Here is a 15,528-nt window from a genome sequence, read left to right on the forward strand (position 1 = left end):
GACCGTACAACACGTCGCTGCTCCATCGTCCGGGCGGCCTTCCCTCCGCTTCCACTGTTTTGCAACGGAAGTGCCGGCATGTATTTTCCGGACGATTCCCCACATACTGAAATTCACAAGGAGGTCCCATGCAGCTCGGCGCATTTTCCATCAGTCTCACAGTGAAAGACATACATGCCTCGGTCGCGTTCTACGAAAAATTCGGTTTTACATACAAGGGTGGCGACATCACGCAGAACTGGATCGTGCTGAAAAACGGCGAACACGTGATCGGCCTGTTCCAGGGCATGTTCGACAAAAACATGCTCACATTTAATCCGGGCTGGGATCAGAGCGCGCAGCTCGTGCCCGGTTTCACCGATGTGCGCGAATTGCAGAAACGCCTCAAGGAGCAAGGTGTGCAGCTTGTGGTGGAGGCCGACGAGAGCACGACGGGTCCGGCCTACTTCGTCGTGCACGATCCCGACGGCAATCCCATCCTTGTGGACCAGCACGTCTGAAAGGAGCGCACATGCACACTCTGCAGCAACTCGTGATTTTGGCCACGCGCACGGTGCCCCGGAACTCACTCAGGCGGTCGCACCTCGCCAAGCTCGGTGTGACACATCATCTCGTTAGACCTTTGCTCCTTTGCGTCTGGGTGGCCTGCACCGCAACGGTTTGTGCGCAGACGTCCTCGACGGACTACGACAGCACACTCGCGAAACGCCTGGGCGCGGATGCGCGCGGCATGAAGAAGTACGTGTTTGTGCTGTTGAAGACCGGCCCCACGCCCGTGCCCAAGGGACCGGAACGCGACGAGATGTTCAAGGGCCATTTTGCGAACATGAACCGTCTCGCGGAGGCGGGTGTGCTGGTGCACGCCGGCCCGTTCGACGGCGTCGAAGGCTGGCGCGGCGCCTTCATCCTCAACGTGCCCGACATCGAAACCGCCAAGACCCACGTCGCCACCGATCCCGTCATCATCAACGGCGAGATGATTGCGGAATACCACGTGCATTACGGCTCCGCCGCGCTGATGATCGTCAACGAGACGCATAAGCGGCTGGAGAAGCCGCATTGAACGGAAGCGGTGTGGGAATGACGCGACGTGGAAAGTAGCAAAGTGGAAAGTAGCAAAGCGGCGCGTGCCGACAGCCGCACATTCCACTTTCCTACCTTGCTACTTTGCTACCTTCCTCCATGTTCGCTGCTCGATAAAACACAAGGCGCCCCGCGGGGCGCCTTGTGTGTAACAGCGTGTTGATGAGAGAAGGGGATCAGACGATACCCTGCGCCATCATGGCGTCGGCAACCTTGATGAAGCCGGCGATGTTTGCGCCGTTGACGTAGTTGCCCGGCGTGCCGTATTCGTTGGCGGCATGGACGCTGGCTTCGTGGATGCTCTTCATGATGTTGAAGAGATGGCGGTCCACTTCCTCGCGCGTCCAGCTCATGCGAATGGAGTTCTGGCTCATTTCAAGACCGGAGGTTGCAACGCCGCCCGCGTTTGCCGCCTTGCCCGGACCGTACAGAATATTATTGTCGATGAACACCTTGATTCCTTCGGGTGTGGTCGGCATGTTTGCGCCTTCCGATACGCAGAAGCAGCCGTTCTTCACGAGTGTCTCGGCGTTTGCGCCGTCGAGTTCGTTCTGCGTCGCGCAGGGGAGTGCGATGTCGCACGGCACGTCCCACACGCTGCCGCTCTCGTGATATTCGACGCCCGGATACTTGTCCGCATACTCGCTGATGCGGCCGCGGCGGTTGTTCTTCAGATCCATCACGAATTCCCACTTCTCGCCGGTGATGCCGTTCGGGTCGTGGATCCAGCCGTTCGAATCGGAAAGGGTGACGCACTTGCCGCCGAGCTGATTCACTTTCTCGACCGCATACTGGGCGACGTTGCCGGAACCCGACACGACGACCGTCTTGCCTTCGATGCTCAGGCCGCGTGTGCCGAGCATGTTCGCCGCGAAGTACACCGCGCCGTAACCGGTGGCTTCCGGACGGATGAGCGAGCCGCCCCACGAGAGGCCCTTGCCCGTGAGCACACACTCGAAACGATTCACGATGCGCTTGTACTGGCCGTACATAAAGCCGATTTCACGGCCGCCCACGCCGATGTCGCCGGCGGGCACGTCGGTGTTCGGACCGATGTGACGGTACAACTCGGTCATGAAGCTCTGCGTGAAACGCATCACTTCGAGATCGGTCTTGCCTTTCGGATCAAAATCGGAACCGCCCTTGCCGCCGCCCATCGGGAGCGTGGTGAGGGAGTTTTTGAACACCTGCTCGAATCCGAGGAACTTCAAAATGCTGAGATTGACACTCGGGTGAAAACGCAGACCGCCCTTGTAGGGCCCGATCGCGCTGTTGAATTCGATGCGATACCCGCGGTTCACTTGCACATCACCGTTGTCGTCCACCCACGGCACACGGAACATCAATACCCGCTCCGGTTCGGTGATGCGCTCCAGGATCTTTGCTTTGCGATACTCAGGGTGCTTCTCGATGACAGGGAAGATAGAACCGACAACTTCCTCGACAGCCTGGATGAACTCGGGCTGGTTCGGATTCTTCGCCTTGACTTCCGACATGAAGGATTCAAAAGCGGCTGACATACGATCTCCTGAAAATGTGAGGGGGGAGTGGGTGGAGATATGTGGGGGTGATGTGTCGCGGAAGAACAGTGCAAAGCTACACAAGCGCGCAACCAAAAAGAAAGGGCTTTGAGGACAAATAGAGTGCATTTAGGGGTATTTGTGTCGCTGCGCGGGCGAAGCGTAAATTGCGGCACAACCACGCGCCTCCGCGCATTTCCTCCCGACGATATTCCCGCGCACGACGGCCACGGCCGGCAGGCACAGGGCGACACCATGAAACGCGAACTGCTCAAACGCGACGAACTCAAGGATGTGATCCTCGATGCGGGCATCCCCTCGCATTTCGTCGATACACACGAACTGGACTTCAAGGATCTGATGCGCGTGCGCATCAACAACATCCTGCTTGTCTCCAGCCGCTACGATTTTTACACGCTCGTCGACGACGGCCAGCTCACCGAGGCCATCATCAGCGAGTACCTCGATCTCAACCTGCATTACGCGCCGCTCATCACGCGCGTGTATTCGGGCGAGGCGGCGCTCGACGCGCTGCGCAGGCAGCCCTTCGACCTCGTGATCACGATGCAGCGCCTCGGCGACATGCGGCTGCGCACCTTCTGCGTCGAGGCGCGCAAGATCGCGCCAGATCTGACCCTCGTGCTGCTCGCGTATCAGTCGCGCGAATTCCAGATGCTGCTCGAGCGCGACAACCTCTCGCTCTTCGACCGCACCTTCATCTGGTCGGGCGACCGCAAGCTCTTCCTCGCGCTGATCAAGGTGTTCGAGGATCTCGAGAACGCGCCCATCGACTGCCTCGACTTCGGCGTCCGGGCCATGATCCTTGTCGAGGACTCGCCGATGTTTTATTCCTCGTACATGCCGCTGATCTACACCGAAATGATACAGCAGGGACAGAACCTTATCGAGGAGGGCAAGAACTTCGCCGACAAGCTGCTGCGGCAGCGCGCGCGCCCGAAAATCCTGCATGCGACCACCTACGAGGAGGCGTGGGACTTCTTCAAAAAATACCGCGGCGTGCTGCTGGGCATCGTCACCGACCTGAAGTTCCGCATCGGCGATGAACTGAAGGAGAACGCGGGCCTCACCTTCATCGAACGCGTGCGCGCCGAGATGAAGGATCTGCCGATACTTGTGCAGTCGGCGCAGGTCGAGCTGCAGGAAAGCGTCGAGGCGCAGAACTGCACCTTCGTCGACAAGTACAGCCGCACGCTGCTGCAGGAGGTGCGGGAGTTCATGAAACAGAACTTCGGTTTCGGGGAGTTCATCTTCCGCCTGCCCGACGGCACCGAGGTCGAGCGCGCGCGCAACATCCGCGAACTGCGCCGCAAGCTGCGCGAGGTGCCCGATTCCTGCCTGCTGTATCACGCCTCGAACAATCACTTCTCGAACTGGCTCATGGCGCGCACTCGCTTCCAGCTCGCCGAGATGCTGAAGCCGATCAAGATCACGCAGTTCGCCGATCCCGAGGAACTGCGCGCCTACATGATCGATCAGATCGACCAGCTCGTGATCCACGACAACCGCGGTATCATCTCCGATTTCTCGCGCGACGAGTACGATCCGCACGCGAAGTTCCAGCGCATCGGCGGCGGATCGCTGGGCGGCAAGGCCCGCGGCCTCGCCTTCATCGACACGATCTTTAAAACCTATCTCAAACCCGAGTACTTCCCGCGCGTGCGCATCGCGATTCCGAAAACATACGTGATATGCACCGACGTGTTCACCGAGTTCATGGAGATGAACGGGCTGCTGCCCATCGCGGTGCAGAATATTTCGGACGAGGAAATCGTCGATCATTTCCTGCATGCAAAATTTCCACGCGAGATCGAGGAGGATCTGCGCCTCATCATCAGCGCCAACCACTATCCGCTTGCGGTGCGCTCGTCGTCGCTGCTCGAGGACACGCTGTACCAGCCCTTCGCGGGAATCTATTCCACGTTGATGCTGCCCAACAGCAACCGCAATCCCGAGGTGCGCTATCAGCGCCTCGTGCAGGCCATCAAGTTCGTCTTCGCCTCCACCTACTTCCGCGGCGCGAAAAACTATATCGAGGCCACGGGCCACCGCATGGAGGAGGAGAAGATGGCCGTGGTGATACAGCAGATCACCGGCAAACGCTACGACCACTTTTTCTACCCGCACTTCTCGGGTGTGGCCCGCTCGTACAACTACTACCCGTTCGGCGACGCGAAACAGGACGACGGCATCGTGAACCTCGCCGTCGGTCTCGGCAAGACCATCGTCGACGGGGGATTGAGCGTCACCTACTGCCCCGAGTATCCCGCGGTGCTGCCGCAGTTCATGTCGCAGAAGGACTACTTCAACAACTCGCAGCGCCGTTTCTATGCGCTGGATCTCGGCGGCGATATCGTCATGCGCCATCCTGTGGAGGACCAGAACCTCGTCTCTGTCGACATCAAGGTGGCCGAGCGGCACAACTCGCTGCGTTTCCTCGCCTCGACGTATGATTTCCAGAACGACGCGCTGTACGAGGGCACCTTCCGCACCGGACACCGCGTGATCAACTTCGCGCCGCTGCTGCAGTCCGACATCGTGCCCGTCAACAAAGTTGTGCGCCTGCTGCTGCGACTCTGCGAGACGGCGATGAACTGTCCGGTGGAGATAGAATTCGCGGGCACGCTCGACGACGAGAGCGGCCTGCCTGCGGACTTCAGCTTCCTGCAGGTGCGGCCCATGGTCAAGGAGGAAGGATTCTTCGAGACGGAAGCGCGCGCGGTGGATGCCGCGGACCTGCTTCTGCAGAGCGACAAGGCCCTCGGCAACGGCGTGTCGCGGCTCAGCGACATCGTGTTCGTGAAACCCGATGTGTTCGATCACGCGAAGACCCGCGACATGGCCGTCGAGATCGACGCCATGAACCGCGCGCTCACCGACGAAGGCCGGCAGTATCTGCTCATCGGACCCGGCCGCTGGGGCTCCAGCGATCCCTGGCTCGGCATTCCCGTCAAGTTCACCAACATCTCCTCGGCGCGCGCCATCGTCGAGAATTCCCTGCCGAACATGATTCCGGATCCCTCGCAGGGCTCGCATTTCTTTCAGAATCTCACGTCCTTCCGCATCGCGTACTTCACACTTCGGCATTACAAGGAATCGGATGTGATAGACTGGGACTGGCTCAACGGACTCGAGACCGTCGCGGAATCGACCTTCGTCAAACACGTGCGCGCCCCGCGCGACCTCGAGGTGCGCGTGAACGGGCAGACGGGGAAGGGTGTGATCGTCAAATACGCGGACGTCCCCGGCGAATAAAGACACAGTGGTCCGAAAATAAAAAGGCCGCTCGACGAGCGGCCTTTTCCATGTTCTTCAGCGAGCGGTCAGGGCGCCAGGAACACTTCCTTGATGATCGTGTTGCATTCCACGAAGCGGACCTCGTACTGCTTAGTCGTGTATCCGTTCTTGCTGACACGCACCACGTACGTCATCGGCGCGCGTAGGCCCTGCTTGATGTAGGTGCCTTCCGACGCCGTGTAGCCCGAGTACAACCAGGCGCTGCTTGTGCCGATTTCCACCAACGCGTCGTTGAGCCACGTGTTTGTGGTGGAATCCTTCACACGCACCTTCAACGTCGCGTTGTCGCAACTGTCGACCGACTGCTGCAGCAGTCCGAGCGTATGTGAGTACTGCTCGTTGCAGCCGATGCGGAAACCGAACTCGCGCGACTTGTAGCCCGTCTTGATGATGGAGATCTGGTACTCACCCTCGCAACGGTTCGTGAAGAGCACCTGGCCCGCGCCGCGATTGTCTCCGCCGGTGCTCTGCGTGGCGACAAGCGAGCTGCCCTTCCAGAGCTTCACGGTGGCGCCGTTCAACGCAGCGCGTGTGGTGGAGTCGATAATCGTGAAGTTGATCGAACCCTGGCAGCAACTGTCGTTGCTTCCGGAGGACTGCAGGCGGGGATCGTCGGTCTTGGTTTCGTTGCATCCGACCGCGATCTCGTATTCCTTCACGAGGAAGCCCTCTTTCTGTATGCGCACCGCGTAGGTGCCGGGGCAGAGGCCGTCGAAACTTGTGCCGGCCTGGGTCGTCGTCTGCGGACCGTACGTGGTGCCGCCCTTGCTCAGCTTCACCGACGCGCCGACGAGCACGCTGTTGTTGGCCTGACTCATCGGAATGATGGTGAGCACGGAATGGCAGCACGAGTCGCCCGCGGCGGCCGTGAGTGAGCGATCAACCTGTTTGATCTCGCTGCAGCCCATGACCACGTCGAACTCCTGCACCTGATAGCCGTCCTTGGCGATGCGCACCCAGTACGTGCCCGGGCACATCTCATAAAACACCGCGCCGCTGTCGGTGGATGATTTGTAGCGCGCGTCGCCGCCCTGTTTCTGCACCTTGATGGACGCGCCGATCAGGATGGCGTTGTTGGCCGCGCTGCGCGCGATCACCGTCAGCACGCCGCGGCAGCAGGAATCTTCACCACCCGTGGTGGTCGCTTCCATGCGGATGTCCATGCTTGTGCTGTCGCAGAACTGTATCGTGGCGTTCCGCTCGACGACGCGGTATCCCGTCTTCGCGATGCGGAGCGAGTAGCTGCCCGCGATGAGGTAATTGAATTCGAGGTATCCTGTCGCGTCGGTGGTGGTGGTGCTGACGAGCACGCCGTTGCGCTTCAGGCGCACTTCGGCGCCGCTCAGCGCGGCGAGTGTTGTGATATCGCGGATGGTGAGCTTCAGACTGCCGCAGGCGCTGTCGACGTGAGTCATCAGCAGCACGGCGCCTCCTCCTCCGCTGACGGACTGCAGCGGCGCGACATACGACTTGAAGTCGCCATGTGACACGCGGACAATCAGGCCCGATTTGTCGGTGGGCAGGGTCGAGAGTGTAAAGATGCCGAAGTCGTCGCTGGTGTCGACGGCGACCAACGCGTTCGCCGAGGTCACGGCGGTCACGATGGCGTTCGGCACGCCGTATCCCTGTTCATCCTTCGCGATGCCCGTGATGGTGTCGCCCAGTGCGGGTGCCGTGCCCGGTTCGTCCTTGCACGACGAAAGAAGCAACACAAGGGCAAACGAGCCGATGACGAGCGGGAGAAAACGCTGTGTCGCGATGCGCATCAGTGGAACTCCTTTAATGGTATGGAGATATCGTTTGGGAGGTGCTGCGCGGATCGGACACGGCGCGTGTGTTGCGGATCCGATCAAACTTACAAAAAAAGATATGAAACAGGAAAATATCCGGTCGTGGGAGACCGGATCCGATCCGTCAAATAACAGACAATCGGCATCCCCAAATCCTGACAAAACGGACCGGATTTCTTTCAGGAGTGTGTATATTCGCAAAGAACTTAGACGGACGCGCATGCAACCCTACGAAATCGCCACTCTCTCGCTGTACGCCGCGTATTCCGCCATGCAGGCGGTGCGGGCGTTGATTGCTCCGGGCAAATACAAGGAAGCCGAGCTGCGCTTCTACAAAACCGGGAAACCCGACCTCTTCGACGCGCTCGTATTCGCCTTAACTGGCGCGGCGCTTATCGCCCTGATCCTGCATTTCACCGCCGAGCGCGCGCGTATGGGGCAGCTCCTGCTCTATGTGCAGGTCATCCTCTTTGCGGCGACACTCCCGCTCAACTTTCTGCCCTTCCTGCGCGAACGCACAAAAAGCACACTGAACCGCAAATCGACGGCCGACTACAAAGCGAGTGGTTTGAAAAAGCTCGTTCTCATCGCCGTGACCGTACTGGCGCCGTTCATCTTCACGCGCTGATCCCGTGGGATTCGGGCAACGTAAAGTAGCAAAGTAGCAAGGTGGTAAAGTAGCACCGATGTGAGTTTGCCACGTTTCCACTTTGCTACCTTGCTACTTCTCCACGCTGCTACTTTCCACGCTCTTGTTATCGTCGGCGTCGCGGCGACAGCAGCCAGGCAAGGACGAACAGCGCCGTCGCGAGGAGCACGATGGTTGCGCCCGACGGCATGTTGAATTGATAAGCGAGCAGAAGGCCGCCCACTGAGGCGCCAATACCGAAGAGCACGGAGAGTGTCATCATCCAGCCGAAACGTCGCGTGAGCTGATAGGCCGACGCGGCCGGAGTGACGATGAGGGCGGATACAAGCACGACGCCCACGGACTTCACCGAAATGACGATGGTGACAGCCATCAGCGCGAGCAGCAGATACGAGAGCAGCCGTGTCGGGAGCCCCATGACGCGGGCGTGTTCGGCGTCGAAACTCAGAGCCAGCAGTTCCTTCCAGTACAGCGCGACGATGCCAAGTATCACAAAAGTGAGCGCCGCGCTCCAGATGATGTCGCCCGCGGTCACCGCGAGGATGTTGCCGAAGAGGTAGCCGAAGAGGTCCGTGTAAAAGCCTTTCATCGTGCTGATAACGGCGATGCCGAGAGCCATCGTGGCCGCGAAAAATATTCCGACCGCTGTATCCTTTTTTATCTCGCCGCGTTCGCTCACAGCGCCGATGCTGAGCGCGGTGCCCACGCTGAACACGAGGGCGGCCAGCAGGGGATCCACGCCGAGTGCCAGGCCCAGCGCCACGCCTCCGAAGGCCGAGTGGGATATACCCGCGCCGATGAAGGAAAGCCCGTTGAGCACCACGTACACGCCGATGAGGGCACAGACGCCGCCCACGAGCATCGCCACAAGCAGGGCCTTCTGCATGAAGGCATAACCGAGCAACTCGGTCATGCGGCGCCTCCGTCGCTGCCGGAAGCGCCGTGGCTGTGCCGGTGCCCCTCATCGCCGACAACCATGTGCGGCATCTCGCCGTGCCCGAACAGTACCGCACCGCAGCCGTACATCTGTTCCAGCGTTTCGCCCGTAAACATGTCCGCAGGCCGTCCGTGCGCCACGAGGCGCGTGTTCATACACGCGATCGAATCCACGTAGCGGCTCACTACGCCCATGTCGTGGGACACGAGAAGAATCGTCAGCCGGTCTTCCTCGTTCACCTGATGCAGCCACTCGTAGAGTCCTTCCATCGCGCTGTGGTCCAAAGCCGCGGTGGGTTCGTCGAGAATCAGCAGCGAGGGTTTTTGCACGAGGGCCCGCGCGATGAGCGCGCGTTGCCGTTGCCCACCCGACAGTTCACCGATGGGGCGGTGTGCGAGGTCGCTGATACGCAACCGCTCGAGTGCCGTACCCACCGCATCGTGATGGACAGGGCGCAGGCGTCGGCCGAGACCCATGCTGCCGAACAATCCCGTGGCCACCACGTCGGAGACGCGGAGCGGGAAATCAAAATCGATGCGTGTCTGCTGGGGGACGTACCCGATGCGCGCACGCTGCGCGCCGAGTTCGTCGGGCGCCAGTCCGAAGACGCGCACCTCGCCCGCGAAGGGGCGCAGCAGTCCGAGTATAGTCTTGACCAGAGTGGTCTTGCCCGAACCGTTGGGACCGATGATGCCGCAAAATGCGCCGCGCTCGACATCGAAGGTCACATCCTCCACAGCGCGACGGCCCTGATACAGCACCGTCACCGCGCGAAGCGAGACGTCGATGTCGCCGCTGCCCGTCATCGCATCACGTCCGCCATGCGCCGCACATTCGTCCGCAGCCACTCCTCGTACGTCGCGCCGAAGTCCGGACTCCCAACGGGATCGAGCAACACCACGCGCGCGCCCGATTCCTGCGCAAGCGCGTCGGCCGCCTTGGTCGACGAGACGGTCTCCGCTAAGATCACACCCGCGCCGCTGCGCGCCATGACACGGAGCAGTTCCGCCAGTTCCTTCGGAGTCGCTTCGCGTCCGGGCGAACGCTCGATCAATCCTTCCTGCGTCAGCCCGTAGCGAAACGCGAAATATTCCCACGAGGCGTGCTGTGCGATATAGCCGCGCATGCGCCAGCCGGCGGTCTCGCGCGCGATCTCCCGGTCGAGTTCGCGGAGCGATGTGATGAAGCGCGCGGCATTGTCGTTGTATTCCACGGCGTGTGACGGATCGACACGTATCAACGCCGTGCGCACACGCTGTGCGGCCTCGATCATGCGCACGGGATCGAGCCAGAAGTGCGGATTCTCATGCACGTCATCGCCTTCACTTTCCGAGGCGGCGACCCGCGGTGCTTCGCGTCCGTCGATACGCCACGGCATGGCGGGCTCCAGCATCGAGACGATCTCGAAGTGGTCGCTGTGTATGTTGGCGCGCAGTTTATCGGACCAGTATTCGAATCCCGCCCCCACCTGCACCAGAAGGCGCGCGTCGCGCGTGTTGCGCAGTACCTCAGGCGTGAGATCGAAGGTATGAGGATTCGACCCCGGCGGGACGACAACCACAACATCCACCCGTTTGCCGCCGATCGCGCGCACGAGATGTCCGAGAGGGGTGATGCTTGTAACGACACGCAGTGCTGATTGCTTCGCCGATTTTTCCGGGTTGCAACCGCAGGCCAACAGGCACATGGCTGCGAAGAAAATGAGCGCGCGGGTGCTGCGATGATGTGTCATGGGGCCTCGAACAGGGTCAAACGACAATTTTACGAAAAATCGGGTCCGATTCATATCCGCGGCCGGCTGCGATCGCGGATTCCCGTCCGCCAGCTTTGTTTTCAGACGAATTGCCTGTATTTTCTTCCGATCATTCTGTACCCCTCCTCCGATTTCATCATCAATCAAGGAATGTCTCCATGCGCCGTCGTTTCGGACTTGATACGCTCATTCCGTCCGCCTGGACCCGGATTCTGACAGCCGCGCTCTTGCTTGCTTGCGCAGGCAGCGCCCACGCGCAGACGTGGACGTGGAAGAACCCCCTCCCGCACGGCAACACCAACAACTCCATCCAGCGGCCCGCCGACAACGTGATTGTCATCGTCGGCGACCAGGGACGTATCATTCGGTCGACGGACGACGGTCTGACCTGGAACCTCACGCAGAGCAACACCGACATCTCCTTCCACGACGAGAGTTTCATCGACAACGAATACGGCTGGGCATGCGGCGAGGACGGCATCATCTCGCGCAGCACCGACGGCGGTCGTACCTGGAAGCGTCAGAACACCGGCACCACCAAGCGTATTTACGCGATCAACTTTTTCAGCCGTCAGGTCGGTTGGGCCTGCGGCGTGGGCGGTCTCATCCTCCACACCACCAACGGCGGCGACGTCTGGACCGACCGCTCCTATGCCGAACCGCAGTTCCTCCGTTCGATTTACTTCGACGACGACAAGCGCGGCTGGGCGATGGGTTGGAAGGATCAGCGCGGCCTCATCCTCGAGACAACCGACGGCGGCGCGAGCTGGAACAAGAAAAATTTCGACCTCCCCGGCAACCCCGAGTACATATACTACGTCAACAACACCGTGCGCTTTATCTGCGGCGGCAACGGCCTTATGCTGAAAACCACGGACCGCGGCGAGAAGTGGAATCTCATCGATTCCAAGACCGGTGTCACGCTGATTTCGATGTTCTTCATCGACGACAGCCGTGGCTGGGCCGTCGGTGAGGGCGGCGTGATCATCAAGACCACCGACAAGGGCACGACGTGGAGCAAGGTCCAGAGCGGCACCGACGCTGATCTTATGGACGTGTCGTTCAGCGCGCAGGGGACCGGCGTGGTGCTCGGCACCGAGGGCACGCTGCTCCGTTCCACCGACTGGGGCGATTCCTGGAAGAGTGTGTCGCGCGGTCCGCGCTCGCTGTTTTATGCCGTCGACTTCGTCGGTGAGAAAAACGGCTGGGCGATGGGACGTGACGGCGACTTCCTCGTCACCGCCGACGGCGGCGACACGTGGACTTCCTCCCGCTTCCAGAACACGCTGGAATGGAATGCGATGGACTTTGTAAACGACCGCGAGGGCTGGGTTGCAGGGAACCGCGGACAGATCGGCTACTCGAACGACGGTGGCATGAGCTGGTCGCTGCAGATGTCGGACAAGCCGGAAAATCTCAACGGCATCGCTTTCAGCGATACCAAGACCGGACTTGCCGTCGGTGACAAGGGCGCCGTGTATTCCACACTCGATGGCGGACAGACCTGGACCAAAATCTTGGGACCCGCATCGAAGGACCTCTTCGACGTCGTATCCATCGGCAAGGGCTGCTGGTCCATCGTGGGTGCGGGCGGTCTTATTGCAATCTCCTGCGACAACGGCAACACCTGGAAGCTGCAGCAGTCGACAGTGACCGAGGATCTGCTCTCCGCAAAATTCCTTTCCCGCGACAAGGGCTGGGTATGCGGCGCGCGCGGCGTGATGCTCATGACGGAAGACGGCGGCACGACGTGGGAACAGATTCCTACAAACGTGTACCTGCCGCTGATCAACATCGATTTTGCTGATCCGATGCGCGGCACCATCATCGGTGCCGAAGGCACCGTGCTGACGACGCAGACAGGCGGCAAGACGTGGGTGCGCCTCGCGCGTCCCACCGAAGAGACACTCGTCGGCATCTGTTATTCTTCGCCCAAACGTATGTGGGCCGTGGGTCACAACGGTACCATCCTCGGCTGCGACTGGTAGTTGTCTTATTCTGAGAGGGTCGCGCTCCTGACTCCTTTCTTCTGATTCCTCACACTCCCGTGAGGATACAGGAAACAGGAGTCAGGAGACGCCAATCGAGTACGTGCTTGTCTCCTGTCTCCTTCATCCTGACTCCTCACACTCCCGTGAGGATACAGGAGACAGGAGTCAGGAGACACGCGTTATCAAGTAAAGACCTGTCTCCTTCATCCTGACTCCTCACACTCCCGTGAGGATACAGGAAACAGGAGTCAGGAGACACCAATCGAGTACGTGCCTGTCTCCTGTCTCCTTCATCCTGACTCCTCACACTCCCGTGAGGACTAAGCAACTTGAAGCCGATTAGGTTCCCTTCGCCCGTACTCGCTCAAGCACTGCGTCCCCACGCAGCTCCCGCAACGCATCCTTCGCGATCCACCGGGCTGCGCGGCTCTCACGCAGAGCAAGTTGTTCCGCCACGGCCACTGCATGCGGATGCAGCCGTGCGTTCCGCTTTCCAATCTGTCGTAGGGCCCAATTGACGGCCTTCTTCACGAAGTTGCGCTCGTCGTCGGCCTCGCGCGCGATATCGTCGAGGTAGCGCACAAACACGGCGTCGTCCGCCTTTTTATCGTGAACTCCAAGGGTTGCGATCATCGCGAAGCCGGCGCGTTTCACGAACTCCTCGTTCCGTGTTGTCCATTCGCGCGCCATGTCGTGCGCGTGCCGCGTTTTCCGGAAGAGGTGAATGCAGCAGCCGTCGCACACATCCCACGAATCGAAGGCGGAGGCCCAGCGCTCCATCTGTGCGCGGTCCACCGCGGCAGGATCATCAACAAAGGCCGCGAGGATGCGTGTCTCCCGTATGCCCGCATCCCACAACTCCAGCGCCAGCATGTGGTCGCGCCCGATCTCCTTTGCGAGCGCCCGAAGTTCTCCTGCCGACACACCGAAGGTGTTGTCCGTGTGTATGCCGTACCGCGCCATTCCGGCGATGGCGACGGGGTTGCGCAGCGCTTCGAGGCGCGTGATGATGCGGGTCAGAGTCATGGGTGCAAATCGCAGTTGTATGGATTAGCAAACTAGGGTGGGGGATAGTGGAATCCAATGGACGAAACAAAGTGCGCGGATGTGATCATGTCATGATTCCGTTTCGATGACGCACGGCGTACATTCGCTGTGATGTATCGCGCATGAACAATCCCTGGCTCGACATACCACTCTCGGATTACGAGTCCCACATGGCGATGTCCTCTATTGCACAGGCGGGGATGATCGCGGCCGAATTCGAGGCGCTTGTACGGTGCCATAAGCCCGACTCCGTTGCGGTGATCGGCTGCGCAGGCGGCAATGGCTTCGACCGTGTCACTCCGGAGATGCGCCGTGTTGTCGGTGTCGATATCAATCCCGCGTTTATCGCGGCAGCGTTGTCGCGTTACGGCGGCCGCATTGCCGGACTCGAATTGTATGTTGCCGACATTCAGGAAGCGCCCCCGCCCTGCGCGCCGGTCGAACTTATCTATGCAGCGCTTGTGTTCGAATACGTCGCGCCTCCGGCGGCGCTGGCGAATCTTGCGCGCATCTGTCGTCCCGGAGGCCGACTCTGTGCGCTCCTGCAATTGCCAGTCGCGGGTCTCGAAGAAATATCGCCCTCGCCGTATGAGAGTCTGCATGCGCTTGCACCCATCATGCGGCTCGTGGAGCCGTCGGAGTTGATCCGCTACGCGACCCATGCGGGCTTCGTGCTCGAATCGGAAACACGGGTGTCGCTCGCATCAGGGAAGGCGTGTGTGCTGCAGCAGTATATTAAACCGTCATGCTCCTACTCCCGTGGGCGTCGCGCTTCGTTCAGACCAGACGAAATCACAGTGGATTTCGTGGAGGAAAATGACTATGATGGATATCACCTATCCCAATATCTACAGCGAAACGGAGTGATCATGGAATATAATCCAGTTGGTTGGTTCGAGATATACGTGCAGGATATGGCGCGGGCGACAGCGTTCTACGAGACGATTTTCCAATGGCAGATGACGCCGATGGGGAATCCCGATCCGGAGGGCTTCCCCGGGATGGAGATGTGCTCCTTCCCGTCGTCGATGACAGCGTATGGTGCCTCAGGTGCACTGGTGAAAATGCCCAACACTCCTTCCGGCGGAAGCACGCTGGTGTACTTCTCCTGTGAGGATTGTGCGGTGATCCTCGCGCGGGTCATAACAAACGGGGGAACTGTGGTCAGCGACAAAATGTCGATAGGGGAGCATGGATTTATTGCCATCTTTTCCGACACGGAAGGGAACGTCATCGGACTCCACTCGCAGAACTAGACGGACTCCAGGCACTGTGCAAGCAGGATCACGGCGGGCTGCACGCTCGCTGTCGGTGACCTGATGCTCCATCGCACTCTCCTGCACAACGGATCCTCGCGGCAATCACCCGTGATTATGGCGTGATTGTCGCGCCATGTCCAAGGTGTTATTGTTTCACGGGGCACCGTCAATGGGGCGTCTCGTA

Annotated in this window: 12 protein-coding genes and 1 pseudogene; 7 read left to right on the forward strand and 6 right to left on the reverse strand. The window is 60.2% G+C overall.

What is annotated here, in order from left to right:
- Positions 1–128: 128 nt before the first annotated feature.
- Both HY962_16260 and HY962_16265 read left to right on the forward strand, forming a co-directional pair.
- On the forward strand, positions 129–500 hold the full coding sequence (locus tag HY962_16260) for a VOC family protein (protein ID MBI5648485.1): 372 nt from the start codon (positions 129–131) through the stop codon (positions 498–500).
- An 11-nt stretch (positions 501–511) separates the two neighbouring features.
- Positions 512–1,063: a hypothetical protein gene (locus tag HY962_16265; GenBank protein ID MBI5648486.1), complete on the forward strand. Its 552-nt coding sequence runs from the start codon at positions 512–514 to the stop codon at positions 1,061–1,063.
- A 196-nt stretch (positions 1,064–1,259) separates the two neighbouring features.
- Here HY962_16265 and gdhA read toward each other — a convergent pair whose 3' ends face one another.
- On the reverse strand, positions 1,260–2,603 hold the full coding sequence (gdhA, locus tag HY962_16270) for an NADP-specific glutamate dehydrogenase (GenBank protein MBI5648487.1): 1,344 nt from the start codon (positions 2,601–2,603) through the stop codon (positions 1,260–1,262).
- 123 nt (positions 2,604–2,726) lie between these two features.
- On the opposite strand from gdhA, the gene HY962_16275 reads away from it, so the two are divergent.
- Entirely contained in the window at positions 2,727–5,876 is a 3,150-nt protein-coding gene (locus HY962_16275) for a histidine kinase (protein ID MBI5648488.1), read from the forward strand.
- A 68-nt stretch (positions 5,877–5,944) separates the two neighbouring features.
- Here the strand turns inward: HY962_16275 and HY962_16280 are convergent, their stop codons facing one another.
- The gene (locus HY962_16280; GenBank protein MBI5648489.1) at positions 5,945–7,684 is read right to left on the reverse strand and encodes a carboxypeptidase regulatory-like domain-containing protein; all 1,740 of its coding nucleotides are present in this window, start codon (positions 7,682–7,684) and stop codon (positions 5,945–5,947) included.
- A 244-nt stretch (positions 7,685–7,928) separates the two neighbouring features.
- On the opposite strand from HY962_16280, the gene HY962_16285 reads away from it, so the two are divergent.
- Positions 7,929–8,336, forward strand: a complete 408-nt coding sequence (locus HY962_16285) for a hypothetical protein (GenBank protein MBI5648490.1) — start codon at positions 7,929–7,931, stop codon at positions 8,334–8,336.
- Between the two features lie 127 nt (positions 8,337–8,463).
- Here HY962_16285 and HY962_16290 read toward each other — a convergent pair whose 3' ends face one another.
- From HY962_16290 to HY962_16300, 3 genes are read right to left on the reverse strand one after another with little or no spacing between them, the layout of a single operon-like run.
- Positions 8,464–9,270, reverse strand: coding sequence for a metal ABC transporter permease (locus HY962_16290; GenBank protein MBI5648491.1), 807 nt, complete (start codon positions 9,268–9,270; stop codon positions 8,464–8,466).
- The gene (locus HY962_16295; protein MBI5648492.1) at positions 9,267–10,142 is read right to left on the reverse strand and encodes a metal ABC transporter ATP-binding protein; all 876 of its coding nucleotides are present in this window, start codon (positions 10,140–10,142) and stop codon (positions 9,267–9,269) included. Before HY962_16295 ends, HY962_16290 begins: the two co-directional genes overlap by 4 nt.
- Positions 10,097–11,026, reverse strand: coding sequence for a zinc ABC transporter substrate-binding protein (locus HY962_16300; protein MBI5648493.1), 930 nt, complete (start codon positions 11,024–11,026; stop codon positions 10,097–10,099). Before HY962_16300 ends, HY962_16295 begins: the two co-directional genes overlap by 46 nt.
- Positions 11,027–11,205: 179 nt before the next feature.
- Between HY962_16300 and HY962_16305 the strand changes: the two genes are divergently transcribed.
- Positions 11,206–13,035, forward strand: coding sequence for a hypothetical protein (locus tag HY962_16305; GenBank protein MBI5648494.1), 1,830 nt, complete (start codon positions 11,206–11,208; stop codon positions 13,033–13,035).
- A gap of 342 nt (positions 13,036–13,377) precedes the next feature.
- Here HY962_16305 and HY962_16310 read toward each other — a convergent pair whose 3' ends face one another.
- Entirely contained in the window at positions 13,378–14,064 is a 687-nt protein-coding gene (locus HY962_16310) for a DNA alkylation repair protein (protein MBI5648495.1), read from the reverse strand.
- A 143-nt stretch (positions 14,065–14,207) separates the two neighbouring features.
- Here HY962_16310 and HY962_16315 point away from each other — a divergent pair.
- Positions 14,208–14,825, forward strand: a pseudogene (locus tag HY962_16315) (class I SAM-dependent methyltransferase).
- Between the two features lie 129 nt (positions 14,826–14,954).
- The gene (locus tag HY962_16320) at positions 14,955–15,341 is read left to right on the forward strand and encodes a VOC family protein (protein MBI5648496.1); all 387 of its coding nucleotides are present in this window, start codon (positions 14,955–14,957) and stop codon (positions 15,339–15,341) included.
- Positions 15,342–15,528 lie beyond the last annotated feature (187 nt).

It is taken from the genome of Ignavibacteriota bacterium (assembly GCA_016218045.1).
In the GTDB taxonomy this organism is placed as follows: domain Bacteria; phylum Bacteroidota; class Ignavibacteria; order SZUA-365; family SZUA-365; genus JACRFB01.

Coding starts and splice junctions, on each gene's coding strand:
- HY962_16260 (MBI5648485.1), top strand. CDS start 129: ATGCAGCTCGGCGCATTTTCCATCAGTCTCACAGTGAAAGACATACAT.
- HY962_16265 (MBI5648486.1), top strand. CDS start 512: ATGCACACTCTGCAGCAACTCGTGATTTTGGCCACGCGCACGGTGCCC.
- gdhA (MBI5648487.1), bottom strand. CDS start 2,603: ATGTCAGCCGCTTTTGAATCCTTCATGTCGGAAGTCAAGGCGAAGAAT.
- HY962_16280 (MBI5648489.1), bottom strand. CDS start 7,684: ATGCGCATCGCGACACAGCGTTTTCTCCCGCTCGTCATCGGCTCGTTT.
- HY962_16285 (MBI5648490.1), top strand. CDS start 7,929: ATGCAACCCTACGAAATCGCCACTCTCTCGCTGTACGCCGCGTATTCC.
- HY962_16290 (MBI5648491.1), bottom strand. CDS start 9,270: ATGACCGAGTTGCTCGGTTATGCCTTCATGCAGAAGGCCCTGCTTGTG.
- HY962_16300 (MBI5648493.1), bottom strand. CDS start 11,026: ATGACACATCATCGCAGCACCCGCGCGCTCATTTTCTTCGCAGCCATG.
- HY962_16305 (MBI5648494.1), top strand. CDS start 11,206: ATGCGCCGTCGTTTCGGACTTGATACGCTCATTCCGTCCGCCTGGACC.
- HY962_16310 (MBI5648495.1), bottom strand. CDS start 14,064: ATGACTCTGACCCGCATCATCACGCGCCTCGAAGCGCTGCGCAACCCC.
- HY962_16320 (MBI5648496.1), top strand. CDS start 14,955: ATGGAATATAATCCAGTTGGTTGGTTCGAGATATACGTGCAGGATATG.